Raw genomic sequence first — 26,061 nt, forward strand, 5'->3', positions numbered from 1 at the left:
GGCGAAATGGCGGATCGCTGGCACAAGGTCTCCGAATCACCGACGACCCCGTCCGCATCCGCCGGGGTGTCCCAGCTCACCGCGGAGGACCTGTTCCGCGAACCCGACGTCGACATCCACGTGCCACTGGATGAGAAGCTGCGGCGCACCTACTACTGGATCGTCAACCGCGCCGTCATCTCGCCCTACTACGACGTGGAGTTCTCCACCGGCGCCCCCGTGAGCTTCCCGCTCGGCGACGCGGGCGCCGAGCTCACGCTGCCCACCGAGCCGTCGTTCTCCTCGAACGTGCTGCTTCCGCTGCTGACCTTCGCCGTGGGCGGGAAGTGCCTGCTGATCGGCGGCCCCGGCCGCGGCAAGACGACCGTCGCCGTGCTGATGGGCGTGCTGGCCGGTTCATCGGCGGAGGAGGTGCGCCGCGGCGTCCAGCAGGGGCAGCCGCAGCTGACGATCAGCGACCTCGTCGGCATCCCGCTGCCGCGAGACCTGGTTCACGCCGAGAGCCTCGCCGAGATCGGGATCGCGTGGCGGGACTGGCTCACCCGCCCGGTCAAGATCATCGACGAGTACAACCGCATCCCCACCAAGACGCAGTCGGCACTGCTGACGATGGTGGCGGAGGGGTACGTCGAAAGCCACGACCAGATGCATCGCACCGCCCCGCCCTCCGGCGTGGAGAGCTGGTTCTTCACCGCCAACGACGACGCCGGCGGCGGCACGTTCCCCGTCATCCAGGCACTGCGCGACCGGATGGACGTCACCGTCCAGGCCGCGAGCTTCAACAGCCGGTTCTTCGACGAGCTGGTGGCGCGCGTGGAGGCGGGGGAGAAGCCCGAGGAGCACGTCCCCGCAGAGCTCGTCTTCGCGCCCGACGAGCAGAGCCGCATGCGCGCGGCGATCCGGGCCGTGCCGGTACCGGCGCAGGTGCGGCGACGGCTGGAGTTCTTCCTCAGCCACTTCGAGTTCGTCCAGGCCGGCGGGCGGCGCTTCGAGTACCGCACGAAGGACACCGTCACCACCGCCGGCGGGCGCGTGGCCGAGGCGATCGAGGCGAACTCGGGGGCCGATCTGGCGGCCGACCTGGGCGCGCAGTCGATCAATGGGCTCTCCGTCCGGGCGCTGCAGACCCTCATCGTCTACGCCAAGGCCATCGCCTGGTTCCGCGGGCGCGACGCCGTCGGTGTCGACGACGTCGGCGCCGTGCTGCCCTTCGTGCTGCGCGGCAAGCTCCTGCCCAACCCCACGCATGCGCGCTTCGACGTCGGGGCGGAGCGGGAGCTCGCCACCGATCTCATGAGCTGGCTCGCCGACCTCTTCGCCGAGTCGTGCCGTCAGTTCGACGCCCTCGGCCGCGGCCACCACGACCCTGTCCGCGATCTGCTCACCCAGCTGGATGGCGGGCTGGACGGGCTGAGCGCCGTGGACGCCTCCCGCCGCATCACGGAGATCGAGGCCCGCGTGCGGGCGATCTCGGCCACCGGCAAGTTGTACGGGCGCGATTTCGACGACCTCACCAGCCTGAAGTACCTTCACCAGCGCTACACGGCCTACCTCCGATGGGTGGAGCGGCAGCGGTGAACCGACTGCCGGGGCACCTCGCCGACCAGAGCCCGCCCTCCGGAGCGCCGGAGCCGGTCGCAGACGTGGACTGGGCCGTCGCCGGGCGGAACGTGCGCCGCGCCGGCGGCGATCCGGAGCGGTTCGCCGCCGGCATCGCCGACGCCCTGCGCGCGGCCGGCGGGGCCGACGACGTCGTCGCGCTGGCGGGGATCGCGGCCTGGCGATCGGGTGCACTGGCGTACCGCGACGACGCGCTCGCCCGCATCGCCACCCTCGAGGCGGCGGGGCGCGCGGGCGCGGCCGCGGCTCTCGGCCTGGAGCCGGGCGAGCTCGACGCGTTCACGGAGCGGCAGCGGACCGACCGCTTCTGGTGGCCGGGGCGTGCCGCCGCCAGCGGGTACGTGTGCGCCGTGGGCGGGTTCGCGGGACTGGGCGGTGCCTGGGTGGCGCCACCGGTCTCCGGGATGACGCTGAGTGCGGAAGGCGCGTTCGCCATCCAGGCGGGCGATGAGTGGTGGCGACTGGACGCCGACGTGTGGGGGTCGCAGCTGTCGCGCCTGGACGCGGAGCCCGAGGCCCCCGGCGCTGCCGGGCCCGCCTCGATCGTGTGCCTGCCCGATTCCTACCTGGCGTGGGTGCACGTGCGGGCTGCCGCGTGACGCCGGGCGCGGCCACGTCGATCCCGCTGATCGGCGACGCGCGTGCAGCGTGGGATCGCGCGCTGGCGCTGTGGGGCGTGCACATGCACGACGCCGAGCTGAGGCCCGGAGCCGGCCAGGGCGCTCCGGCGTGGTTCACCTTCCCGCCCTCGATCACCGTCGACACCGAGAGAGTGCGCGAGCTCGGTGGCGCGGGTGAGCTGGAGAGCGTCTTCGCCCACGAACTGGGCCACCACGTGCTGGCGCCGAGCACCCGCATCGATGCCCTCAAGATCCGCCATCAGCTCGCCCGGGCGCTTGTGGCATCGGGGGCCGAATCGGTGCGCGACGACGATGTCGCGCTGCTGTCCAACCTGTGGACCGACCTCCTCGTGAACACGCGCGTCGGCCTGCTCCAGCGGCGACGCGACGGCGAGGGAGCAGAGCCGGGGATCGTCCGGCTGGGGCGTGCCCTGTACCGCCCGTCGCGCGAATCGTCCAGCCGCCTGTGGTGGCTGTACCTGCGCACCTACGAACTGCTCTGGAACCTTCCGCCCGGGGCGCTGGCGACTCCGGATCCGCCGGCAGCTCCCCCCGCGGCAACCGCACGGGCGCGGATCACGGAGGTCCCGCTGGAGAAGATCCCGGAGCGATTCCGCGAGAAGGAGGTGGCCCTGCGGGCAGCCCGACGCGAGGCCGAGCGGGTCGCGGCGGAGCTGGACGGCGCCATCACGACGCATCCGGTGCTCGACGCGGATCTGCTCGCCGGGATCGTGCGCGCCTTCGCGGCCGACCCGGTGGGCGGCGCGCTGCGCTTCGGCGTGCTGGCCGCCCCCTACCTCGTGGAGGAGCGCCGCTCGGGCGGCGCCGCCGGCGTGCCCGGGGGAGCGTGCGCCGCCGACGACGCACCCGCGACCGCCGGCGAACTCGGCCGGGTGCTGGGCGACCCCCGCCTGCACGGGGCGATACCCGACCGCGCCGGACGCGCCGACGACGGCACGGGCCGCGGCCAGCGGCTGGATGTGGCCCGCACGCTCGAGCTGTACGCGGCGTCCGATCCCGACGCCGTCGTGGCCGCGTGGTACCGCGCGCAGGCGGCGCCATGGGTGCGTCCGGTGACCCAGCGCATCCCCGCGCGCCCCGCATCCGATCTGCCCGGCCCGCTGGAGAAGTGGGAGAGCGGCGACGACCTCTCCGACCTCGACTGGGCCGCGACGCTGCAGGCCGGAGCCGACGTGGTCCCGGGGGTCACCACGCGGCGCCGATCCTGGCTCGACGACGACCCCGAGCCGCAGGAGGGCAGCGTCGAGCTCGACCTGTACATCGACTCCTCCGGCTCCATGGCGCGCCCGCGCACCGGCTCCCCGGCGGTGCTGGCCGGGATGATCCTCGCGCTCTCGGTGCTGCGGGGAGGCGGGCGCGTGCGGGTGACGAGCTTCTCCGGCCCCGGACAGGTCGCCGGCGGCGATGGGTTCGTCCGCGATCCGGCCCGCGTCGTCGGCGACCTCGCGGAGTACTTCGGCGGCTCGACGTCCTTCCCGCTCGACCTCCTCCAGCGTCGGTACGCGCCGCTGGCGCCCCCGCGCGACGGCGAGCGGCGGCACCTCGTGGTGCTGTCGGACGACGGGCTCACCTCGATGTTCGGCGACGGGAACGAGCCGTTCGCGGGGGTCGCGGCCGCCACGCGCGGCAAACTCACGACCGGCACGCTGGTCGTCCTGGCGTGGGCGCGCCGCATCGAGCCGCTCGCGCGCGAAGCCGGCTACGACACCCTGTACCTGGAGCGGATGGATGACGCACCCCGCGTGTGCGCACGACTGGCGGAGGTGCTGCATGGCTGAGTCCGGCGAACTGCTCGAGGTGTGGGTGTCGATGGCGCAGTCCGACGACGCGGCATGGGCGGCCGCGCGACCGGGACCCTCGCTCGCCGCCGTCGCCGCGCGCCTGTCGAGCGTGCCGCGGGCGTTCCTCGACGATCGCGTCTCGATCCAGGCGCTCGCCGGTGACGTGCTGGGCCGTCCCGTCGTGGCCGCCTCGTATGCGCAGGACCGGCGCGTCCGCCAGGGCGCCGCGCTGGCCCTGTGGCTCCTGGCCAGTGAGAGCACCGTCGAGCCGTTCGATCCTCCGCTGCAGTACGTCACCGGGACATCCGCCGTCGATGTGCTCGCGCTGCGCCTGGCGCCTGTCACCGACCCGCTCGAGTGGCTCTCCGACGAGGAGCGTCGCGAGGAGGCCGTGCGCATGTTCCTGCTGTGGTGCGGGCACTTCCCCGCGGGGGAGGATGCGGCCACCGCGCGGGCGCTGCTGGAGGCGCGCGACTCCCTGCGCCGCAACAGCGCACTCGCCGAGGCGTACGAGGCTCATCGGCACCGAGCAGAGATCGCGCGCCGACTCAACGAGGCGCGGGCGAGGGAGGCTGCCGCGAGGTACTCCAGTGAGTGACCCTGTCGCATCCGACGATCCGCTCGCGCTCGCCGAGTACGCCGCGGGCGGGGCGGCGGTGCTCACCGACGCCGAGCGGTGGCCCACGATGGACGCCGCCGGAGCGGCTCGCCTGCACCGCTGGCGGACACATCCCGCCGCCCCGCGGTGGGTGCACGAGACCGGTGACCGCGTCACGCCCGACATGCTCGACCGGGTGCGCACGCCGCTGCCGACGCAGGGGTGGCTGGCGGAGCACCTCGAGACCGCCCGCAGGCTCCTCTATTACCGGGGCATGCCGGGTCTGCACACCCTCGCCGACTTCCCGCCGATCGGCCGCGCGCATCTGGCCGCCGACATCGCCGCGTTCGTGCCGCTGGACGCCGACCTCGGGCGCATCCTGCACGGCACGAGCTCGGGGTCGACGGGCGCGGCCCTGCGGATTCCCGACGACGTCGAAGAGGTCGCCCGCGGCTTCCACCACCTCGTCGGGCTCGTGTCCGGTGCCGGGGTGCACTGGCGACCGGACGGGGAGCGTCTCGCGCTGGTCTCGGTCGTGCACCAGCGGCAGGCGTTCACGTACGTGTCGCTCGTGAGCGGGTTCGACCAGCGCGCGATGGCGCGGCTCAACCTCGCCGCGCATGCGTGGGAGGCGGCATCCGACCGCGCCGCCTTCCTCCGCGACGCCGACCCGCAGGTCATCACGGGCAACCCGACCAGCCTCGCCGAACTCCTCGCCCCCGACCTGCGGGGTGTCGTCCGGCCGCTGGCGCTGTTCTCGGGGGCGATGGCGCTGGCCGCACCGCTGCGGGCCGACCTGGAGGCGGCGTTCGGATGCCCCGTCTTCGACGTGTACGGACTGCACGAGACCCGCCCCCTCGCCGTGCGCACCGACGACGGGCCCTTCCGGGTGCTCGATCGTCGCGTGCTCGTGGAGGCCCTCGGCCCGGACGGGCGTCCGGTCGCCGAGGGCGAGGTGGGGGAGATCACGGTGACGGCGGGGGAGAACCCGCTCCTGCCGTTGGTGCGCTACCGCACCGGCGATTTCGGGCGGCTCGTGCCGCTTCCCGGCGGCGGTGTCGGCATCGCGGATCTCGAGGGCCGCGAGCACACCGTGTTCGTCAGCGGTGAGGGCGGCCGCATCCCGTGCGTGGACCTCACGCAGCAGCTGCAGGCGCACGGCGCGCACGGGTGGAGCGTCGAGCAGTCCGCCGACGGGCGGGTGCGGGCGCGCATCGCCGGCGGCGACGCGGATGCCGTGGCCGAGGCCCTCCGCGCCCTCCTCCGCCAGCCGCTCGAGGTCGAGCGCGTCGAGCGCGTCGCCGACCTCGGCGACGGCAAGCCCCGCCGCTACCGCTCCGCCGCCCCCGCCCCCACCCCCGCCGCGACCCCCACCCCCGCCCCCATCCCCGCGAGACTGCTGCCCACCGGCGAGACCGCGACATAAGGCCGCGGTCTCGTCGGGTCCGTGCAGTCTCGCGGCCGACGGATGGACGGGGCGGCCGCGGGACGGGCGGATGCCGCGGCATAGGATGAGGCGGGTGCGCGCTGCGCGCGGAGGAGGCTGCCGTGGTCGAGGACCGCAAGACATGGGTGCTCGTGGACGGCGAGAACATCGACGCCACTCTGGGCGGCTCCATCCTGGGGCGCCGTCCTCAGCCGGAGGAGCGGCCGCGGTGGGACCGCATCCTGAGCTTCGCCGCCGACGCGTGGAACCAGGAGGTGCGGGGCCTGTTCTTCCTGAACGCCTCCACCAACCTCCCGATGCCGTTCGTGCAGGCCCTGCTCGCGATCGGCTACCAGCCGGTGCCGCTGTCGGGGGAGCAGCACGAGAAGGTCGTCGACATCGCCATCCAGCGGACGCTGCAGGCGCTGCGCGACCGCGAAGACGACGTCATGCTCGTCAGCCACGATGGTGACTTCGTCGACGACGTCGGCGCGCTCGCCGACGGATCCCGGCGCCTGGGCGTGCTGGCGTTCGAAGAGTTCCGCAACTCCGCCTTCGCCGCCATCCCCGGCCTGCGCTTCTACGACCTCGAGTTCGACGTCGGCGCCTTCGACGCGCAGCTGCCGCGCGTGCGGATCATCCCGATCGACGAATTCGACCCAGCCCAGTTCCTGCGCTGATCCCGCCGCGTCACGCCGGCGAACGCCCCGGAGGGGCGATGTGGTGGTTTGATCGGTGTGTGACACGTCGTGTGGAACCCTCCCCCTCCGTCAGCCCGGAGCCGACGCTGCGGCACGCGCTGCGGCACGTGTCCAAGCAGTTCTCCGGCCAGCTGCAGCGGCGGATCCAGGAGCACGGCGTGAGCCACGCGGAGTACGTCGCGATGTTCGCCCTCAAGCGGCTGCCGAACCTCTCCAGCGCCGAAGTGTCGCGGTGGACGGGTGTGACACCGCAGGCGGGCAACCAGATCGTGCAGGGGCTGCTCGAGCGCGAGCTCGTGCAGCGCCACCCCTCCCGAGACCACGGACGCGTGCTCCTCATCGAGCTCACCGACGAGGGGCGCCGGGTGATCGACGCGTGCGAACGCGATGCGAACGACCTGGAGAACCAGATGTGTCAGGAGATGACCGGTGAGCAGCGCAGCGAGCTGATGTCACTGCTGCGCCTCGCCGCCGCGGGGCTGGGCAGCCCCATCTCCTCGCCTGCCCGATAGCTCCGCGCGGACCCCCGCAGTGAGCACGAGACATTTGTTGTGTCATCAAACTTGATCAATATCTAGTCACTTGATACTCTCGCCGAAGGGGCCATGGAGGCCCGCCGTTTGGCGAGGAGGCTGAACTTGATTGGGATGTTGGGCAAGCGCCTTCTCCTGGTGATTCCGATGGTGCTGGTCGTCTCGATCATCATGTTCCTGCTGGCTTCTCTCGTGCCCGGCGATCAGGCGCGCACGATCCTGGGCGAGAACGCATCGCCGGAGGCTGTGGCCGCGCTGCGCAAGCAGCTCGGCCTGGATCTGCCGCCGATCCAGCAGTACTTCAACTGGGCGCTCAACGCGCTGCAGGGCGACCTGGGCTCGTCGATCTACAGCGGCGAGCCGGTCACCTCGATCCTGGCGGGGCGACTCCCCGTCACCCTCTCGCTCATGGTGCTCTCCACGCTCGCCATCGGCGTGGTCGGCATCGTGCTGGGGCTGGCGAGCGCCCTGCGCGGCGGATGGCTCGGCCGCGTGCTCGACGCGATCTCGCTGGTGGGACTCGCCGTCCCCGGCTTCGCGATCGCGATCTTCGCGGTGTCGCTGCTGGCGGTCACCGTCCGTATCTTCCCCGCCACCGGCTACGTGCCGCTTCACGTGAGCCTCGGGGGATGGCTGTGGACGCTCGTCCTGCCCGTCTTCGCGCTGAGCCTGGGTGGAACGACCCTCGTGGCCAAGCAGGTGCGCGACTCCGCGAAGGACGCGCTGGCGAAGGACTATGTGCGCTTCCTCCGCGCGAACGGGGTGAGCGAGACGTCGATCGTGCTGCGGCACGTCCTCAAGAACGCCGCGATCCCCGCCGTGACCGTTCTGGGCATCGGTGCGATCGCGTCGCTGACGGGCACCGTCTTCGTCGAGAACGTCTTCGTCCTCCCCGGGCTGGGGACCATGGCGACGCAGGCGACGCTGAACCACGACCTGCCCGTTCTGCTGGGCATCGGGGTGCTCTTCACACTCATCACCGTCTTCATCAACCTCCTCGTCGACATCGTCTACGGGGTTCTCAACCCGAAGGTGAGGGCCGCCTGATGGCTGCGCGTCGTCGTCGTCAAGGATCGCCGCGCGTCGTGGCGAGCAACCGGCGGAACCTCTTCGTCGACGTTATGCGCCGGCCGCTGGGCGCGGGGGCAGCGGTGTATCTCGCCGTCGTCGTGCTGGCCTCGGCGCTGGCACCCGTGCTGGCTCCGCACGATCCGCTCAAGCAGTCGCTCACCGCCGTGCGGCAGGGGCCCTCCGCGGAGTACCCCCTCGGCACGGACGCCCTCGGCCGGGATCTGCTGAGCCGCCTGCTCTACGGCGGCCAGGAGTCGCTCATCGGGGTGGCGCAGGCGCTCATCGTGGCCCTGGTGATCGCGGTTCCGCTGGGCATCGCTTCCGGCTACTTCGGCGGATGGTTCGACCGCGTCGTCATGCGATGCATCGACATCAACATGGCCATCCCCAACCTCATCGTGACCCTCGCGGTGCTGGCGATCTTCCGCAACAGCATGGCCGCCGCGATGGTCGTCTACGGCGTCCTCGTGTCGGCCTCCGCGGCGCGCGTCATCCGCAGCGCCGCCCTCGGGGTGCGGGAGGAGTTGTACATCGACGCCGCGCGCACGACCGGGCTCGGTGGTCTGCAGATCCTCGTCCGGCACATCTTCCCCCGCACGCTCGGCGTCATCATCGTGCAGGCGGCCATGCTCAGTGCCATCGCGCTGGGGGTGCAGACGGGTCTGGCCTTCCTCGGCTTCGGTCCGCCGCCGCCCGAGCCCACGTGGGGCGGGATGGTGGGCGAGGCTTCCTCGATGCTGCAGTTCCACACGTGGATGATCGTGCCCACCGCCGGCGTCATCACCCTCACGACCCTCGCCTTCGGCCTCCTCGGCGACGCGGTGCGCGACGCCAACGCCGAGGGCATCCAGCGCCCGATGCGCCCGTCCACGTCCCGCTCGCGCGCAGCGCGGGGTCAGGCGCAGGCTGCCCGCGTCGCCGCCGCGGCGGCGGTCGATCCGGTGGCCCCGGCCCCGGCGGACGCGCTGCTGTCCGTCCGCGGCCTGACGGTGGCATTCGGCTCCGGGGACGACGAAACGATCGTCGTCGACGGCGCGGACTTCGACATCCGTCGCGGCGAGACGGTCGGGCTCGTCGGCGAATCCGGCTCGGGCAAGACCGTGACGGCGATGGCCGTGCTCGGCCTGCTGGCCGAGGGCGGACGCGTCGTGTCGGGCCGGATCTGGTTCGAGGGCGCCGACATCTCCGGCTACACCCAGGCGCAGTACCGCGCGCTGCGGGGAACCAAGATGGCGATGATCTCGCAGGAGCCGATGGTCGCGCTGGACCCCGCGTTCCGCATCGGCTTCCAGCTGGCCGAGGTGATCCGCTCGCACAACAAGATCAGCTGGCGAGCCGCGCGCAAGCGCGCCGTCGATCTGCTCGCAGCGGTGCGCCTGCCCGACCCCCAGCACGTCGCCTCGCTGTACCCCCACCAGGTCTCCGGCGGCATGGCGCAGCGCGTGGCCATCGCCATCGCCCTCGCCGGCCGGCCGCAGCTGCTCATCGCCGACGAACCCACCACGGCGCTGGATGTGACCGTGCAGGCCGAGATCCTCGACCTGCTCCGGGCGCTGCAGCGCCGGATGGGCATGGCGATCCTCTTCGTCACCCACGACTGGGGGGTCGTCGCCGACATCTGCGACCGCGCCGTGGTGCTGTACGCCGGGCAGGTGGTCGAGCACGCGACCGTGTCGGAGATGTTCCGCGATCCGCTGCATCCCTACACCCAGGCGCTGCAGGCATCCGATCCGCACAACGCCGTCAAGGGAGAGCCGCTTCCCACCATCGGCGGGGTCGTCCCGCCGCCGGGCCAGTGGCCGGAGGGCTGCCATTTCGCCGCCCGGTGCCGCTTCGTCACCGACGCGTGCCGTGTGGGTCGCATCCCGCAGGTGGACCGCGGCGAGGGTCGGGATGCCCGCTGCATCCGCATCGACGTCGCCCGCGCCGCCCGCATCGAGGAGAGTGTCCGATGACCACGACCGTGCCGCCGATCCTCGAGGTGCAGAACCTGTCGGTGGAGTACCGCCGCGGACGGCGTCGCACCCTCGCCGTCGATGACGTGAGCCTGCAGATCGCACCCCGCGAGACGCTCGGACTCGTGGGCGAATCGGGCTCGGGCAAGTCCACGATCGGCAAGGCGGTACTGGGCCTCGTGCGCCCCAGCAGCGGAGTCATCAAATACGACGGCCGCGACATCCTGAGCCTGTCCAAGACGCAGCGCCGGGCGCTCACGAAAGAGCTCCAGGTCATCTATCAGGACCCGCACACGTCGCTGGATCCCACCAAGCCCATCGGCTACTCCATCGCCGAACCCGTGCAGGTGCACGAACCGGCATCCAAGGAGGTCGTGCGCGAGCGCGTGTTCGCGATGCTGCGGCGGGTGGGGCTGAGCGAGGACGCGGCGCGGCGGTTCCCGGCTCAGTTCTCCGGCGGGCAGAAGCAGCGCATCGCGATCGCCCGTGCGCTGATCCTCTCGCCCCGGCTCGTGGTGTGCGACGAACCCGTCAGCGCGCTGGATCTGTCCATCCAGGCCGAAGTCATCAACCTGATGGCCGAACTCCAGCACGAAATGGGCGCCAGCTACCTCTTCATCTCCCACGACCTGTCGATCGTGCACTACCTCTCCGACCGGATCGCCGTGCTCAAGCAGGGGCGGATCGTCGAGCAGGGCGACGCCGGGCGCGTGTACGAGGATCCGCAGCGCGAGTACACCCAGCGGCTGCTGGCCGCCGCGCCCGTGCCCGACCCCGAACTGCAGGCACAGCGCAACGCCGCGCGGGAGAAGGACGGGCTGGACGCCCGCACCGACGCCATCGCGAGCACGCTCCGCTGACGCCCCGACCGCCATCACCGAGGAGAAGTATGCCCCTGCAGAAGATCGACGACGCCGAGCTCTGGTACGACGAGTACGGCCCCGACGACGCTCCGGAGACGATCCTGTCGTGCGCGATGGGATTCGCCGGCACCGGATATCCCGAAGACCTCGCCGAACCGCCGACGGGGTACAAGGTGTACACGATCCAGGCCCGCGGTTTCGGCCGTTCCTCCCGCCCCGCGGAACCGCCCACCGAGGGGTGGCTCACGCGCTGGGCCGATGACGTCGTGGCCTTCGCCGACGCCCGCGGGATCGACCGGTTCGTCTACACCGGCGCATCGCACGGCGCCGGCATCGGATGGTACATCGCGGTGCGCAACCCGCACCGCCTGAAGGCGTTCGTCTCCGTCGTGGGGACGCCGCACGACCGCTTCGGGGTGACCGACTCCTCCGAGGGGCGGCGAGAGGTCATCCGGGCGCGGCTGGCCGGCGACACCGACTCGATCCGCGCTCAGCTGGAGAAGCTCGGCGGCTGGCTGCACGAGGACGAGGTGGAGCGCCGTGCGGAGCGCGACCGGTTCCTGGATGCGGCGGTGGCCACGACCCTGACCCGCGACGAGGACGAATCGCGCATCAACCAGGGGATGCCCTTCCCCGAGGCCAAGACGAACGACGAGCTCGCCGCGGTGCTGCGCACCGTCCGCGTTCCGACCCTCATGCTCGCGGGCATGCGCGACGGCATCGTCTCGCCGGAATCGTCCCTGCGCGGCATCACGAGTGTCCGCGACTCTAAGGCGGTGTTCTTCGAGAGCGAGGGGCACTTCATGACTCAGGAGATCCCCGAGCGACTCATCCGCGAGGTCCGGGTGTTCCTGGACGAACTCAACGGCACGGCCGAGCCCCGGCCGCGCCAATCGCACGACGACAAGAAGGTGGACACGATATGACGACCCAACGACAGCCGCGACGGCGCGGCGCGCTGCGACGAGCAGGCAGCATCGCCGCTGCCCTCGCCCTGGTCGCGGGCCTCGCTGCGTGCAGCCCCACCGCCGACACGGGCGGCGACGCCGCCGGCGGCGAGACGGGTGAGCGCGGAGAAGAGCTCGTGCTGCAGTTCCGCGGCGCGCCCATGAGCCTGGACCCTGCGCTGCAGGGGACGGCGAGCGGCTCGATCTTCACGGTGCTGGCCTACGATCCGCTCATCTACCAGGCGCCCGACGGCAGCCTGCAGCCGTCGCTGGCCACCGAGTGGGAGTTCACCGCCGAAGACAACAGCGTGTTCGAGTTCACGCTGCGCGACGACGTGCAGTTCGCCAGCGGCGAGCCCCTGACCGCGGAAGCGGTGGTCGCGTCGATGGAGTACTTCGTCGCCAAGGGCGGGGGCAACATGCCGCGCGTCGGTCCGATCGAGGCCGTCGAAGCCGTCGACGACTCGACCGTGCGGATCACGTACGGCGCCCCGTTCGCCGATGCGCCGATGTCGCTGACGCAGACGCTGATGCTCGGCAACATCATCGGGCCCGACGGTCTGGCCGATCCGGCCTCGCTGCTGCAGACGATGGACGGGACCGGGCAGTACGTCTACGACGCGGACGAGTCCGTGCCCGACTCGGAGTACATCTACGAGCTGAACCCGAACTACTGGAACCCCGACGCGCAGATGTGGGATCGGGTGAAGGTGCAGATCATCTCGGATCCGAACGCCGTGCTCAACGCCGCATCCACCGGTCAGATCGACTTCGGCCTCGGCAACCCGCTGCTGGCCTCGACGGCCGAGTCGGCGGGCCTGGAGATCGTGTCCGCGCCGTTCTACAACTGGGCGCTGCGACTGGCCGACGCTGGGGGCGAGGTCAACCCCGCCCTCGCCGACGAGCGGGTGCGCGCCGCGATCGCCCTCGCGATCGACCGTGAGGCGATCGTCAACGCGCTCGGCGGCGAGCACATGTCGCCCAGCAACCAGCTCGTGGTCGAAGGCACCGCCGGGTACAACGACGACATCGGGTGGGAGTTCGACCTCGAAGAGGCCCGCCGCCTCATGGCCGAAGCCGGGTACGAGGACGGGTTCGAGATGACCGTGCTGGACAGCAGCCTGCAGGACCACCAGTCGCAGATCGCGCTGGCCATCTCCAGCGCCCTCGAGGAGATCGGCATCTCGGTCACGCTGGAGGTCGACTCCACCAGCATCCCCTCCTTCGCCGAGAAGGCCGAGTCCAAGCAGTACGAGGCGGTCCTGTGGGCCACCAACGGCGGCGTCGGCAACGCGTACGCGGATCTGCGCAGCGCGGGCACGATGTCCAACCCGTTCGGCTTCCTCGACGAGGAGATGGAGAAGCTGTACGCCGAGAGCCTGGGGCTCACCGGCGACGAGCGTCAGGCCGTGTACGAGCGTATGAGCGAGCGCTGGCAGGAGGTCGCGGTGACCGTCCCGATCCTCACGCAGCACTTCGTCAACTACGTCGGTCCGAAGGTGACCAACGTCAAGGCGTCGCCGCAGAACCCGGTGATGCTGCCGGTGGGTCCGGAGCCGGAGTACAACTGGCAGCCCGCCGAGTGACTCGTGTCGTGGTGGGGGCACCGCCTCCACCACGACACCGACATGCGAAACGGCAGGTCCCCGATGTGGGGGCCTGCCGTTTCGGCGTCCGTCGTCGTGGCGCCGCTATGACACGCGGACGACGTCACCCTCCCACTCGAAGCGGGTCTGCAGTCCTGCCCGGCGGGAGATGTCTTCGATGTAGTCGGCGACGGAGTCGCGCTCGCCGCGGGCCAGGGGGACGGGGGCGGCGTCGCCATCGATCCAGCACGGGATGAAACCGGCGTGGATGCCGCTCTCGTCGACGTCGAGGATCGCGATCGCGGTGTTGCGGCTCTCGGGGTGGAAGGGGTACCCCGGCATGTCCGGGTCGGGGGAGAAGCCGTACATCTCCACGCGGCGCCGCGCCCACGCCTTGAGCTCTTCGGAGTCGCTGTCGGGGCTCGGGGTGAGGGCGTCGGTGACGGTGACGAAGTTGCCCAGGCCGTGGAAGATCGCCTTGCCGCGGTACATCTCGATGCCCCGCATGATGTGCGAGTGATGCCCGACGACGGCGTCGGCGCCGGCGTCGATGGCGGCGTGCGCGATCTCGTACTCGTAGTCGTCGATGCGGGCCGGGGTGTGGCCGTATCCCTTGTGCAGGGCGACGACGACGACGTCGACCTGGCTCCGGAGCGACTCGATCGCGGTGGTCATCTGCTGCAGCGACCGCCGGTCGGCGAAGGTGTAGACCTGGGGCGGGTTGCCCGGGTTCAGGTCGTCGAGGTCGTAGTGGGTGAGCACTTTGACGAAGGCGCTGCCGGCCTTCTTGCTCGTGGCCCACGACTCCCGCGGGCCGACGCAGTTGAAGCTCAGGACGCCGACGCGCACGCCCTTGCGCTCGACGATGGCGGGCACCATCGCCGCTGCCAGGTTCGCGCCCGTGCCGGTGGTGACGATGCCCGCTTCGTGTGCTGCCGAGAGGGTGTCGAGGACGCCCTTCGTGCCCAGGTCGAAGACGTGGTTGCCGGCGACGGTGCCGATGTCGTAGCCCGCGTCCGCCATCGCGCGCAGGTGCGCCGGATCCGACGGCGGCGAGGGGACGGTGAGCGCGGTGACGTCGGTCTCGGTCGTGTGCGGCACCTCGATCTGCCCGATGGCCACGTCGCTCGCGCGCGTCACGGGGGCGCTGGCGACGAAGTACGGATCGGGGTCGCCGTACTGGAGGACGATGTCGCCGACGGCTGCAATGCGGATGTTCATGAAACTCCTCAATCAAGTTACTTGATACTATGGCTCCATCGACAGAGGTGGCAAAGAAGGCCCGTGGCTGTCGCCGACACATCGGGGTGAGTATGAGCGGACCGCTCGAAGGCAAGACCGTGATCGACCTGACTTCCGCACTGGCGGGGCCCTACGCGACGCTGCTGCTCGCGGGATTGGGGGCACGGGTCATCAAGGTGGAGAATCCCGGCCGAGGGGGTGATTCGTCACGCAACAACTCCCCGTATGTCGGCGCGGACGGCCTGAGCCTGCGCCGCACCTCGCCCGATGACATGTCGGTGTCGATGATGCTGCGCGGGCGCGGCAAAGAAAGCCTCACGCTGGATCTGAAGCATCCGGACAGCCGCGAGGTCCTGTTCGACCTCGTGCGCAACGCCGACATCCTCGTGGAGAACTACAGTTCCGGGGTCACTCGGCGCCTGGGCATCGATTACGCCCGCGTGCGCGAGGTCAACCCGCGCCTGATCTACACCTCCATCAGCGGGTTCGGTGCCACCGGCGACCACGGTGACCGCAAGGCGATGGACACGATCATCCAGGCCCTGAGCGGGGTCATGCTCACCGCCGGAGAGCCGGAGGACGGCCCCATCCGCTTCGGGCTCCCCGTCGGCGACCTGGTGGCGCCGCTGTTCGCCGTGATCGGCACGCTGTCGGCGGTCCTCGAGGTGGAACGCACGGGCCATGGGCAGCACGTGGACGTGTCGATGCTCGGTGCGCTCACCTCGCTCGTGGCCTGTGAGCCGTTCGACGCGCTGGAATCGGTCGGCTTCCCGCTGCGCACCGGTGCGTACGTGCCCCGGCTGGCCCCGTTCGGCACGTTCCGCACGCGCGACGGATGGTTCGCCATCTGCGCGCCCACCGACCAGTTCGCCGCGGGTGTCCTCGCGGCCATCGGGCGCACCGACCTGCTGCAGTCGGAGGATTTCGCCACGCGCGACGCGCGCGTCGCGAACGCCGATCGTCTCCACGCCCTCATTGCGGGGTGGGCCGCGGAGATGACCCTGGACGCGGCGCTGGCGGCCCTGGAGGAGCACGGCGCGCCCGCGGCGGCGGTGCGCACGACCGCGCAGGCCGTGCGTGATCCGCAGGTCGTGGCGCGGGGCGAGGTGGTTCCGCTGGTGCATCCGAAGTTCGGTCACTTCGACGGGCTGTACGGATCGGGCCTTCCGGTCGTCTTCTCCCGCAGCACGGTCGATCTGTCCGCGCCCGCGCCGGGCCTGGGCGAGCACACGCAGGCGATCATGCGGGATCTACTGGGCTACTCCGACGAGCGCGTGGAGGGCCTGGCCGAGTCCGGAGTGCTCTGAGGCACGCCGCCTCGCCGCTCACCTACGTCGGAGAATCGCACCGAGGTCGGAGCATCCGGCTCGCATTCTCCGACGTAGGTGCGATGCTCCGACGGGGCTGGGCGCACCGGTGGGAAAATAGTGTCGCGGTTGCGCGGATGGCGGGCCCCGGGGCGGCCTTGGCCTCGTTCAGAACTCAGGAGAATCCGTCTCCGGAGGGGCCGCCGCGGGTGCCGGGTCGGCGTGTCTCCTGAGTTTTGAACGGCGAGGAGACGTCGAGCGCACCCTGGTGGAGCCGCCGCTCGCGCATCGCGTGGAACAGCGGGAACGTGAAGGCGAACGCCGTGACGGCCGACAGGACGATGTACAGCCACGCGCGCCGCATCCCCAGGCGCCGCGCCTCCACGACGATGAAGATGCACCCGGCGACGGCGACGACGAGCAGATCGGTGCCGATCGAGGCGACCGCGGGGCCGGAGCCGACGAGGTCGCCGAGGTAGTCGCGCATCTGCACGACCGACCACGCGTTCAGCGCGAAGGTGGCGACGAATCCCACGACGGCGAGCGCGAGGTAGGCGATCGCCAGCGGGGTCCAGCGGGATGCGGTCATGGCGAGCATTGTCCTCCTGCCCGCGGTGCGTTCAGTCGATGCGGATGCGGTGGACCGCCGCGGCGACGTGGGCGGCGGGGGAGTCGGTGCCCCCGGCGCGCGCCCACGCCTGCATCGCCGCGTTGGCGACGGCCTCGAATCCGCACGCGAGGGCGAACGCGGTGTCGTCGTCGATGTCGGGCACCCGCGCTCGGATGGATGCGGCGAGCTCAGTGATCCACGGCGCATAAGCGGTGCGCAGCCAGGACTGCAGGAGTGGCTCGGCCGCGACGACGCGCACCCAGGGGAGGCCCCCCGACCGCACGGCATCGTCCTCCGACACCGAGGCCACGACCGCCGCGTGCACGACGTCGGAGGGGTCGGCGTCGGCGGGAGCGGCGCGCAGGGCCGCTCGCAACCGCTCGGTGGCCGCCTCGATCGGGCGGGCGAGGATCGCCGGCTGCGATCCGAAGCGGCGGATGAGGGTGCGCACGCTCACGCCGGTGCGCTCGGAGATCTGATCCCAGGTCGTGGCGGCGAATCCCTGCGTGGACCACAGGTCGATCGCCGCCCGCGCGACGGCGTCGCGATCCACCACGGGAGGACGGCCGCGCCGGGCGGAAGTGGTCGTGTCCATGCCGGAAGCGTACTATTTATGGCAGAGGGTGCCATAAAGATCACCCGCGCGTCGGAAAGAGGAATCATGGGTACGTATGTCGTGACCGGGTCTGCATCGGGGATGGGGGCCGCGGTCGTCAGTCGCCTGCGCGAGGCCGGCCACGAAGTGATCGGCGTCGACCTGCGCGAGGCCGAGGTCGTCGCCGACCTCTCCACCGCCGAGGGGCGCGCCAGCGCCGGACGGACCGTGCTCGAGCGTGCCGGAGGACGCCTGGACGGCGCCGTCCTCGCCGCCGGGGTGGGGCCGATGCCGGGTCGTGAAGAACTCATCGCGGCGGTCAACTACTCCGGTGTCGTGGAGCTCCTGGAGGCGTGGCGTCCGGCGCTCGCCGCCGCCGGGAACGCACGTGTGGTCGTGTTCTCGTCGAACTCCACGACGACGGTCCCCGCGGTGCCGAGCGGTGTCGTGCGGGCGCTGCTGAAGGGCGACCGCGCGCGGGCCATCCGCGTCGCCCGGCGCATGGGCAAGAACGCACCGGCCATGGTCTACGCCGGGTCCAAGATCGCCGTCAGCCGCTGGATGCGTCGCAACGCCGTGACGGCGGAGTGGGCGGGTGCCGGCATCCGTCTGAACGCGATCGCCCCGGGTGCGATCCTCACGCCGCTGCTTCAGAAGCAGCTCTCCGAGCCCGAGGAGGCCAAGGCGATCGAGAACTTCCCCGTGCCGGTCGGCGGATTCGGCGACCCCGCCCACATCGCGGACTGGGTTCTCATGATGCTCGGTCCCTCGGCGCAGTTCCTGTGCGGGGCGGTCATCTTCGTCGACGGCGGGACGGATGCGTATTTCCGCGCCGACGACTGGCCCGTGCCGCTCGGTCTCACGCGCGTGCGCGGCTATCTGCGCCGCATGAAGGAGTTCCGCCGGCCCGCCTGACCGCGTGCCGCCTCGTCGAGAGTGCATCGACCCGGCGAGAGTGCACCGGATTCGGGGCACTCTCGCCGAGGTGATGCACTCTCGCGGGGTCAGCGAGCGGGGTCAGAGACCCGACACCTGCAGCGCGGCCCACAGCTCCGCGCGGGCGGGGAAGGACGACAGGTCGCTGCCGAGGACGGACTCGGCCTGTGCGATGCGGGTGCGCACGGTGTGCCGGTGCACGCCCAGGGCGGCGGCGGCGGCGTCGATGCGCGCGTCGTGCTCGAGCCACGCCCGGAGCGTCGGCAGCAGCTCGGTCCCGCGGGCGGCGTCGTGATCGGTCAGCGGGGCGAGGGATGCCGCGGCCAGCACCCGGGCGAGGTCGCTGTCCAGCGCGCCGAGGACTCCGGATGCGGCGGTCTCGCCGAACCGCGCGACGGCGCCGCGCTGGCGGCGCAGGGCCGCGAGCGCCTGGTCGTGGGCGCGGGCGAACTCCGCCCACGCGGCGGGCGCCGACACCCCGACCCGCACGGGGAAGCGGTCGACGAGCGCCTCGGGCAGCGGCGACTCCGGCGCGGCGGCCACGACGAGACCGTCCGGCCCGCGGCCGAACACGACCGGATCGGTGGCGGCGGCCACCGCCAGCCACTCCGCGGCGTTCTCGAGGGTCGCCGGCGTGCCCTCCGCGACGCAGACCGTCGTGGGCGCGGACGGGAGCGCGTCCCCCAGCTCCCGCACGAACCGGCGGGCCAGCGTGACGTCGCCGGCCAGCAGGGCGTGGATCACCCCGGCGCGCAGCACGCCCTGGGCGCGCTGGAGGCCGTCGTTCTGCTCGAGAGCGAGCCCGGCCATCGCGATCACCGAGGTCACGACCGCCCGGCTCTCCGCGTCGAGGTGGCCCGACGCGATCGCCAGCACGCCGCGCAGGTGCCCGCCGCGGCCGAGGGTCTGCAGCGAGAACGGGGTGTCCCCCACGTGCAGCGCCGAGCCCGCCCGTGCGCCGCGGCGCAGGACCGCCGACACCTCCGTGTCCAGACCGCCGCGGGTGGCCGCATCCAGCTGCCCGGCCGGATGTTCGCGGCGGAGGCCCCCCGCCGCGTCATACAGGCCCACCCACGCCCCCAGCTGCCGGGCCAGCTCGGCGAGGGTGGCGTCCAGGCCGTCGGGGCGGAGGGCGGCCAGCGCGACGGCGCGCTGCGCGGCGAGGGCCCACGTGCGCCGCGCGTAGGACTCCGCCGCGAGAGCCTCCGCGTTGGCACGCGCGACGGCGATGAACGGGATGCGATACGGCACTTCGAACAGCGGCAGCCGTGCCTCCAGGCACGCGGACTCCAGCAGGGGCGGGATGCCGTCGCGCACGACCTCGCTGCCGAATCCGAGTGCGACCACGCCGCGGTCCTGCAGGCGCCGGACGTACGCCCGGTGGGTCTGCTCGTCGTCGCCCGCCTCGGCGAACTGCGTGCCCGTGGTGAGCAGGACGAGCCCTTCGGACAGGAACGGGGTCGGGTCGGCGAGGTCGCTGCTGTGGACCCAGCGCGCTGCGCGGTCCAGGGCGGCCGGCTCCAGTGCGGCCTCGGGGGTGGCCAGGCGGAGCTTCAGATCGGCGCGGGACAGCAGCGCCCGCACTGTGGCGGCGGATGCCGAGGGGTCGACCACGTTCCGGTCCTCTCCCCGCGGAGCTCGCCGCGGCGTACAGGCGTTGGTGCCGAATGTACATGATGGTGAGTGCACGGGGTTCCCGCCCGTCCCTACGATCGCGGTCATGACCCTCATCGACACTCCCTCGATCCCCCTCGGCGGACCCGACCTCCCGCAGGTGCGGCGTCTGGTCACCGCCCTCCCCGGTCCCCGCTCGCAGGACATGCTCGCGCGCAAGTCGGCCGCGGTGGCCTCGGGCGTCGGGCACACCGTGCCGGTCGCCGCGGTCGCGGCCGGCGGAGGGGTCGTGGTGGATGCCGACGGCAACTCCCTCATCGACCTCGGTTCGGGTATCGCCGTCACGACCGTCGGCAACGCGCATCCCGCCGTCGTCGCCGCGGTGCAGGCGCAGGCCGCCCAGTTCACGCACACGTGCTTCATGATCTCGCCGTACGAGTCCTACATCGCCGTCTCGGAGGCGCTGAACCGGCTCACCCCCGGCGACCACGAGAAGAAGTCCGCGCTGTTCAACAGCGGCGCCGAGGCCGTGGAGAACGCGGTGAAGATCGCACGCAAGCACACCGGGCGCCAGGCGGTGGTCGCGTTCGACCACGCGTACCACGGGCGCACGAACCTCACGATGGCGCTGACGGCCAAGAGCATGCCGTACAAGAGCGGCTTCGGCCCGTTCGCCTCGGAGGTGTACCGTGCGCCGATGTCCTACCCGTACCGCGACGGACTGAGCGGCGCGGATGCGGCGGCGAAGGCCATCTCGGTGATCGAGAAGCAGATCGGCGCAGACAACCTCGCCGCCGTGCTGATCGAACCGATCCAGGGCGAGGGCGGTTTCATCGTCCCCGCCGAGGGGTTCCTGCCCGCTCTCGCGCAGTGGTGCCGTGAGAACGGCGTGGTGTTCATCGCCGACGAGGTGCAGAGCGGGTTCGCCCGCACCGGCGCGATGTTCGCCAGCGAGCTGTTCGGCATCGTGCCCGATCTCGTCACGACGGCCAAGGGCATCGCCGGCGGGCTTCCGCTGGCGGCGGTCACCGGCCGGGCAGAGATCATGGATGCCGCGCACGCCGGGGGCCTCGGCGGCACCTATGGCGGCAACCCGATCGCGTGCGCGGCGGCGCTGGCGGCGATCGAGGTGTACGAGACGGAGGACCTGGCCGGGCGCGCGCGTGATGTGGGGGAGATCCTCCAGACCCGCCTGCGGGCGATGCAGGAGCAGGACCCGCGCATCGGCGACGTGCGCGGACGCGGCGCGATGGTCGCCGCCGAGTTCGTCGACCCGGCCACCGGCGCGCCCGACGCGGCGCTGACCTCGGCCGTCGCGAAGGCATGCCTCGCGGAGGGCGTCATCGTCCTGACGTGCGGCACGTACGGCAACGTCATCCGCTTCCTGCCGCCCCTCGCCATCGGCGATGACCTGCTGAACGAGGGACTGGACGTGCTCGCCTCGGTGCTGGCGACCGCCTGATGTCGCACGTGCAGGCGGGCGAGACGAGAGGTGAGGACAAGTCGATGAGGGAACTGACGCGAGACGTCGTGATCGTGGGAGCGGGGGCGGCGGGGCTCACCGCCGCCAACGAGCTGCGCAAGGCGGGGCTGTCGGTCGTGGTGCTGGAGGCGCGCGACCGCGTGGGCGGGCGCCTGTGGACCGATGTGATCGAGGGTGCGACGCTCGAGATCGGCGGGCAGTGGGTCTCACCCGACCAGGACGCGCTCATCGACGCGCTCGCCGAGCTGGGGCTGGAGACCTACAGCCGCTACCGCGACGGCGACAGCGTCTACATCGGACCCGACGGCGCCGCCGCGCGGTTCACCGGCGAGGTCTTCCCCGTCTCGCCTGAGACCGAGCGCGTGATCGGCGAGATCACCCAACGCCTGGATGCGATGGTCACCGAGATCGACCCCGACCGCCCGTGGGCGCATCCGCGTGCGGCGGAGTGGGACGCGATCTCGTGGGATGCGTGGCTTCGTACCCAGACCGACGACGACGAGGCGGTGCGGAATCTGGCCTTCGCGACCGGCTCGGCGATGCTGACCAAGCCGACGCACGCCTTCTCGCTCCTGCAGTCTCTCCTCATGGCGGCATCCGCCGGGTCGTACTCGAACCTCGTCGACGCCGACTTCATCCTCGACAAACGCGTCGTCGGAGGTCTGCAGCAGGTCCCGCTGCTGCTGGCCGAGCGCCTGGGGGAGGACGTCCTGCTCGGTCGTCCGGTGCGCGAACTGGCGTGGGCGGAAGCCGGCGGCGTGACCGCGGTGACCGATGACGTGACGGTGCGCGCCCGCTTCGCGATCCTGGCGCTCGCGCCGGTGCTGTACCCGCGGATCTCGTTCGTCCCGCCGCTTCCGCGTCTGCAGCAGCAGATGCACCAGCACATCTCCATGGGGTTCGTGATCAAGGTCCATGCCGTCTACGACCGGCCGTTCTGGCGGGAGCAGGGCCTGTCGGGCACCGCGTTCAGCCCGTACGAGTTGTGCCACGAGGCGTACGACAACTCCAACCACGGCGATTCCCGCGGCACGCTGGTCGGATTCGTCTCCGACCGCAACGCCGACGACCTCTTCCGTCTGAGCGCCGCCGAACGCAAGGAGCGGATCCTCGAGTCGCTGTCGCATTACTACGGCCCCGAGGCGAAGAACCCGGTCGTGTACTACGAGAGCGACTGGGGCGCCGAGGAATGGACGCGCGGCGCCTACGCCGCCAGTTTCGACCTGGGGGGTCTCTCCCGCTACGGCGCCGACCTGCGCACACCCGTGGGCCCCATCCACTTCGCGTGCAGTGATCTCGCCGGCGCCGGGTACCAGCATGTCGACGGGGCGATCCGGATGGGGCGGCTGGCCGCGAGCGCCATCGTCGCGGAGGCCCGCGCATGACCCGCCCCGTGGTGGTGGGCTACACCGCCACCGACGCCGGCGCCGACGCGCTGGCCGTGGCCGCGCGGGTGGCGTCATCCTCGCGGCGCTGTTCGTGCTCACCCTGGTCGAATCGCTGGATCCGGACTACGGCAGCGGTACGCAGTGGTTCGGTGTGGGCAGCGTCTTCGTGCTCGGGGTGGTCATCATCGGCCTGGGCATCGTGATCATGATCTGGCAGGCGATCCGCCGTCCCGCGTTCTTCCGTGGCGAGACCCTGTCCAAAGACGCCCCGGCGAGCATGCGCCGCGGACGGCAGACTGTGTGATGAGGGAGAAAGGACCGTCATGAGCGAATACGCCGTGATCAACCCCGCAACCGGGGAGAAGCTCGCCGAGTACGACACGCTGACCGACGCCGGCGTCGACGGGGCCATCGCCGCCGCGCACGACGCGTTCCACGTGTGGTCGCACACGCCGGTCGCCCAGCGCGCCGCGCGCTTGCGCCGAGTCGCCGAGCTGCACCGTGAGCGGCGCGAGCACCTGGCCGCGCTCATCGTCCGCGAGATGGGGAAGCCGCTGGAGGCGGCGCTGGGGGAAGCCGACTTCGCCGCCGACATCACCGAGTTCTACGCCGACAACATCGAGCGGATCACGGGTGACCAGCCGCTGGAGATCGAGGGCGAGGGCACCGCCGTCATCCGCCGCTCGCCGCTGGGCGTGCTGCTGGGGATCATGCCGTGGAACTTCCCGTACTACCAGGTGGCGCGCTTCGCCGCCCCCAACCTCGCCGTCGGCAACACGGTGCTGCTCAAGCACGCGCAGCAGTGCCCGGAGTCCGCGGAGGCGCTGCAGCTGATCTACCGGGATGCGGGGCTCCCCGAGGGTGCCTACGTCAACGTGCGGGTGACCAACGAGCAGGCCGCGGCCATCATCGCCGACCCGCGTGTGCAGGGGGTCTCGGTCACGGGCTCCGAGCGTGCCGGTGCCGCGGTGGCCGAGGTCGCCGGGCGCAACCTCAAGAAGGTCGCGCTCGAGCTCGGCGGCTCCGACCCGTTCCTGCTGCTGTCCACGGACGACCTGGACTCCGCCGTCCGCTCGGCCGTCGACGCGCGCCTGGACAACACCGGGCAGTCGTGCAACGCCGCCAAGCGCTTTCTCGTCGTGGACGGCCTGTACGACGCCTTCCTGGAGAAGTTCACCGCGGCCATGGCGGAGGCGACCGTCGGCGATCCGCTCGCCGAGGACACCGTGCTGGGCCCGCTGTCCTCCCTCGCGGCGGCCGAACGACTCGAGGAACAGGTCGAGCGAGCCGTTGCGCAGGGTGCCACGGTCGTCACCGGCGGCACTCGCGACGGCGCCTTCTTCGCCCCGACGGTTCTCACCGGAGTGACCTCCGACATGGACGCCTACCGCGAGGAGTTCTTCGGGCCCGTGGGCGTGGTCTACCGCGTCTCCGGTGAGGATGAGGCGATCGCCGTGGCCAACGGCACCGGGTTCGGGCTGGGCTCGTACGTGTTCACGACCGACCCGCAGCAGGCCGATCGGGTGGCCGATCGCCTGGACGCGGGCATGGTCTACGTCAACGTCGTCCTCGCCGACTCTCCCGAGCTTCCCTTCGGCGGCGTCAAGCGCAGCGGCACGGGGCGCGAGCTGGGGCTCCTGGGCGCCGACGAGTTCGTCAACAAGAAGCTCATCCGCGTGGTGTGATGACGCAGGCCCGCCACGACGACGGCGTCGCGCACGCCCTCGCCGAGGGGGTCCGTCGATGGCGGCGGCGCCGAATCATCCGGCGCGCCGTCCTCACCGCATCCCTCGTCCTGATCGCAGTGGCGGCCGCGTCCGTGTGGCTGGTGGCGGACGCCCGCGAGCGCGCCCTCGCCGCCCGGGCCGTGACAGCCGGGCAGCACGCCGTCGTGATGGCGACGTTCGAGGGCACCGCCGACCTGGCAGGGCGGATCGAGTCCCAGCGCACCGCGTACCGCGATGCCGATGCGCTGTGGGCGGCGGCGGAGGAGTCGACCTCGGCGTTCCGCGGCGGCGACGTGGTGCCCGCGGTCTCGGCCCCCAATCCCGGCGGAGAGAGCCTGCCCGGGGGTGACGCGGAGGCGCGGGCCCTGCTCGACGGCATCGGCGGCACCGCGGTGCAGATCGTGTACGACGGCGGCCCGCAGAACTGCGGGTACGCCGCGGCCGACGAGACGTACCGGGTGGCCCTGGGCGGCTGCTACGACAGCAGGTTCCGCAACCGCATCTTCCTCGCGTGGGATGCCGGTGCCACGCGCACCAATATCTGGCCGATCTTCGTGCACGAGGCGATGCACTGGTACCAGTGGGACCGCTTCTCCACGCAGTTCGCCGCCGCCGAGCAGACCGGCGTCGGGCAGGACGCGTACCGCGTGCAGATCGAGGCCGACGCCAGTTGCCGCGCGGTGATCCAGCACGGCGTGCCCGCCACGGCGTACGAGCTGTCGTCCGCTCCGTGCGACATCGCGCAGTGGCACGACGGGTGGCTGCTCGAGCAGCTCACGGCGCTGGGAGTCCCGGTGGCCGCCCCCGACCCCGAGGCGTTCGAGGTGCAGGAGGTGGTGCGCCCGTGATCCGGCCATCCAGAGCCGCCGTGCTGGGCGGCGTGCTCCTGCTGGGGCTCGCGCTGTCGGGCTGCGGATTCGGGCCCGACCCCGAGACCGTGCGCGCGCAGGCGCGGGTCGTCTTCGACGATCTCGTCGGCGAGATGGCCGCCGCCGATCCGGCCGTCCTGCGTGCGGTGGAGCCGGCGGCCGAGGCGGAGCAGCCGTGCGGCGAGGGGGGCCAGGGATCCCGGCGCGCGCTCGTGGCCACCGCGACGCTGTCCATCACCGCGGAGGCGGAGGCCGGGGAGGAGACCATGGCGGCACTGGCAGCGACGCTCGATCCCGAGACGTGGGACCGCATTCGTCCCGCGGCCGAGGCTGCGGAGCAGCACGCGTGGGCGTCGCCGGACGGCGTCGTCGTGACCGTCACCTTCGATGATCCGGTCCTGGTCACGGCCGTATTCACGCCGTGCCAGGACTGAGTGCGTTCGCGAGGGTGCGGGGGATGACGTAGACTTGCTGCGCAGTTGAAGTCTGCATTCTTTTGCCGTGCCCGCCCGTCGGGCCGACCCCATCGGACAGGTCACGGCAGTGGAATGCGGGCATCCTGAGGCCC

23 protein-coding genes and 1 pseudogene are annotated in these 26,061 nt (G+C 71.7%); 20 read left to right on the forward strand and 4 right to left on the reverse strand.

The genetic code is table 11. The features are described from left to right. Positions 1-6: 6 nt before the first annotated feature. The 12 genes from E4V99_RS10400 (at position 7) to E4V99_RS10455 (ending at position 13,722) form a co-directional block, all read left to right on the forward strand. A complete protein-coding gene (locus tag E4V99_RS10400; RefSeq protein ID WP_135117162.1) occupies positions 7-1,578 on the forward strand; it encodes a MoxR family ATPase in 1,572 nt (523 codons plus the stop codon). Continuing rightward, on the forward strand, positions 1,575-2,219 hold the full coding sequence (locus E4V99_RS10405; protein ID WP_240742705.1) for a potassium transporter Kef: 645 nt from the start codon (positions 1,575-1,577) through the stop codon (positions 2,217-2,219). Before E4V99_RS10400 ends, E4V99_RS10405 begins: the two co-directional genes overlap by 4 nt. Further along, positions 2,216-4,039: a VWA domain-containing protein gene (locus tag E4V99_RS10410; RefSeq protein WP_135117163.1), complete on the forward strand. Its 1,824-nt coding sequence runs from the start codon at positions 2,216-2,218 to the stop codon at positions 4,037-4,039. The genes E4V99_RS10405 and E4V99_RS10410 overlap by 4 nt, the downstream gene beginning before the upstream one ends. Then, positions 4,032-4,640, forward strand: a complete 609-nt coding sequence (locus E4V99_RS10415; protein WP_135068571.1) for a phosphohydrolase — start codon at positions 4,032-4,034, stop codon at positions 4,638-4,640. The genes E4V99_RS10410 and E4V99_RS10415 overlap by 8 nt, the downstream gene beginning before the upstream one ends. Beyond that, positions 4,633-6,066, forward strand: a complete 1,434-nt coding sequence (locus E4V99_RS10420; RefSeq protein ID WP_135068569.1) for an AMP-binding protein — start codon at positions 4,633-4,635, stop codon at positions 6,064-6,066. Before E4V99_RS10415 ends, E4V99_RS10420 begins: the two co-directional genes overlap by 8 nt. Positions 6,067-6,188: 122 nt before the next feature. Beyond that, positions 6,189-6,746: an NYN domain-containing protein gene (locus E4V99_RS10425; RefSeq protein WP_135068567.1), complete on the forward strand. Its 558-nt coding sequence runs from the start codon at positions 6,189-6,191 to the stop codon at positions 6,744-6,746. 59 nt (positions 6,747-6,805) lie between these two features. After that, the gene (locus E4V99_RS10430; protein ID WP_167747799.1) at positions 6,806-7,279 is read left to right on the forward strand and encodes a MarR family transcriptional regulator; all 474 of its coding nucleotides are present in this window, start codon (positions 6,806-6,808) and stop codon (positions 7,277-7,279) included. 135 nt (positions 7,280-7,414) lie between these two features. Further along, positions 7,415-8,347, forward strand: coding sequence for an ABC transporter permease (locus E4V99_RS10435; protein ID WP_240742899.1), 933 nt, complete (start codon positions 7,415-7,417; stop codon positions 8,345-8,347). Beyond that, complete coding sequence (locus tag E4V99_RS10440; RefSeq protein WP_135117164.1) at positions 8,347-10,326, forward strand: dipeptide/oligopeptide/nickel ABC transporter permease/ATP-binding protein; 1,980 nt, start codon at positions 8,347-8,349, stop codon at positions 10,324-10,326. The genes E4V99_RS10435 and E4V99_RS10440 overlap by 1 nt, the downstream gene beginning before the upstream one ends. Continuing rightward, positions 10,323-11,186 (forward strand): ATP-binding cassette domain-containing protein, encoded by an 864-nt coding sequence (locus tag E4V99_RS10445; protein ID WP_135068559.1) that lies wholly within the window; start codon positions 10,323-10,325, stop codon positions 11,184-11,186. The genes E4V99_RS10440 and E4V99_RS10445 overlap by 4 nt, the downstream gene beginning before the upstream one ends. 29 nt (positions 11,187-11,215) lie before the next feature. After that, positions 11,216-12,115, forward strand: a complete 900-nt coding sequence (locus E4V99_RS10450; protein ID WP_135068557.1) for an alpha/beta hydrolase — start codon at positions 11,216-11,218, stop codon at positions 12,113-12,115. After that, complete coding sequence (locus E4V99_RS10455; RefSeq protein WP_135117165.1) at positions 12,112-13,722, forward strand: ABC transporter substrate-binding protein; 1,611 nt, start codon at positions 12,112-12,114, stop codon at positions 13,720-13,722. The genes E4V99_RS10450 and E4V99_RS10455 overlap by 4 nt, the downstream gene beginning before the upstream one ends. Positions 13,723-13,827: 105 nt before the next feature. Here the strand turns inward: E4V99_RS10455 and E4V99_RS10460 are convergent, their stop codons facing one another. Continuing rightward, the gene (locus tag E4V99_RS10460) at positions 13,828-14,943 is read right to left on the reverse strand and encodes a CapA family protein (RefSeq protein WP_135068553.1); all 1,116 of its coding nucleotides are present in this window, start codon (positions 14,941-14,943) and stop codon (positions 13,828-13,830) included. Between the two features lie 92 nt (positions 14,944-15,035). Between E4V99_RS10460 and E4V99_RS10465 the strand changes: the two genes are divergently transcribed. Continuing rightward, positions 15,036-16,271: a CoA transferase gene (locus tag E4V99_RS10465; protein ID WP_135068551.1), complete on the forward strand. Its 1,236-nt coding sequence runs from the start codon at positions 15,036-15,038 to the stop codon at positions 16,269-16,271. Between the two features lie 175 nt (positions 16,272-16,446). Here E4V99_RS10465 and E4V99_RS10470 read toward each other — a convergent pair whose 3' ends face one another. Together E4V99_RS10470 and E4V99_RS10475 are read right to left on the reverse strand one after the other, a co-directional pair. Then, a complete protein-coding gene (locus E4V99_RS10470) occupies positions 16,447-16,860 on the reverse strand; it encodes a DUF2834 domain-containing protein (protein WP_135117166.1) in 414 nt (137 codons plus the stop codon). Positions 16,861-16,891: 31 nt separating this feature from the next. Next, positions 16,892-17,476, reverse strand: a complete 585-nt coding sequence (locus tag E4V99_RS10475) for a TetR/AcrR family transcriptional regulator (RefSeq protein WP_135068547.1) — start codon at positions 17,474-17,476, stop codon at positions 16,892-16,894. Between the two features lie 66 nt (positions 17,477-17,542). Between E4V99_RS10475 and E4V99_RS10480 the strand changes: the two genes are divergently transcribed. Beyond that, entirely contained in the window at positions 17,543-18,391 is an 849-nt protein-coding gene (locus E4V99_RS10480) for an SDR family oxidoreductase (protein ID WP_135068545.1), read from the forward strand. Between the two features lie 102 nt (positions 18,392-18,493). Here the strand turns inward: E4V99_RS10480 and E4V99_RS10485 are convergent, their stop codons facing one another. Beyond that, positions 18,494-20,026, reverse strand: a complete 1,533-nt coding sequence (locus E4V99_RS10485; RefSeq protein WP_245233159.1) for a PucR family transcriptional regulator — start codon at positions 20,024-20,026, stop codon at positions 18,494-18,496. Between the two features lie 106 nt (positions 20,027-20,132). Here E4V99_RS10485 and gabT point away from each other — a divergent pair, with 106 nt between their 5' ends. The 6 genes and pseudogenes from gabT (at position 20,133) to E4V99_RS10515 (ending at position 25,927) form a co-directional block, all read left to right on the forward strand. Continuing rightward, positions 20,133-21,488, forward strand: a complete 1,356-nt coding sequence (gabT, locus tag E4V99_RS10490; RefSeq protein WP_135117168.1) for a 4-aminobutyrate--2-oxoglutarate transaminase — start codon at positions 20,133-20,135, stop codon at positions 21,486-21,488. Positions 21,489-21,532: 44 nt separating this feature from the next. Then, on the forward strand, positions 21,533-22,894 hold the full coding sequence (locus E4V99_RS10495; RefSeq protein WP_135117169.1) for an NAD(P)/FAD-dependent oxidoreductase: 1,362 nt from the start codon (positions 21,533-21,535) through the stop codon (positions 22,892-22,894). A 67-nt stretch (positions 22,895-22,961) separates the two neighbouring features. Then, a pseudogene (locus tag E4V99_RS10500) lies at positions 22,962-23,201 on the forward strand (amino acid transporter); the annotation flags it as partial. A 19-nt stretch (positions 23,202-23,220) separates the two neighbouring features. Further along, complete coding sequence (locus E4V99_RS10505; protein WP_135117170.1) at positions 23,221-24,582, forward strand: NAD-dependent succinate-semialdehyde dehydrogenase; 1,362 nt, start codon at positions 23,221-23,223, stop codon at positions 24,580-24,582. After that, complete coding sequence (locus E4V99_RS10510) at positions 24,582-25,472, forward strand: hypothetical protein (RefSeq protein ID WP_135117171.1); 891 nt, start codon at positions 24,582-24,584, stop codon at positions 25,470-25,472. The genes E4V99_RS10505 and E4V99_RS10510 overlap by 1 nt, the downstream gene beginning before the upstream one ends. Continuing rightward, positions 25,469-25,927, forward strand: a complete 459-nt coding sequence (locus E4V99_RS10515; protein ID WP_135068529.1) for a hypothetical protein — start codon at positions 25,469-25,471, stop codon at positions 25,925-25,927. The genes E4V99_RS10510 and E4V99_RS10515 overlap by 4 nt, the downstream gene beginning before the upstream one ends. Positions 25,928-26,061: the final 134 nt, after the last annotated feature.

Origin of the sequence: Microbacterium sp. dk485 (assembly GCF_004570445.1) — a bacterium.
Lineage (GTDB): Bacteria > Actinomycetota > Actinomycetes > Actinomycetales > Microbacteriaceae > Microbacterium > Microbacterium wangchenii.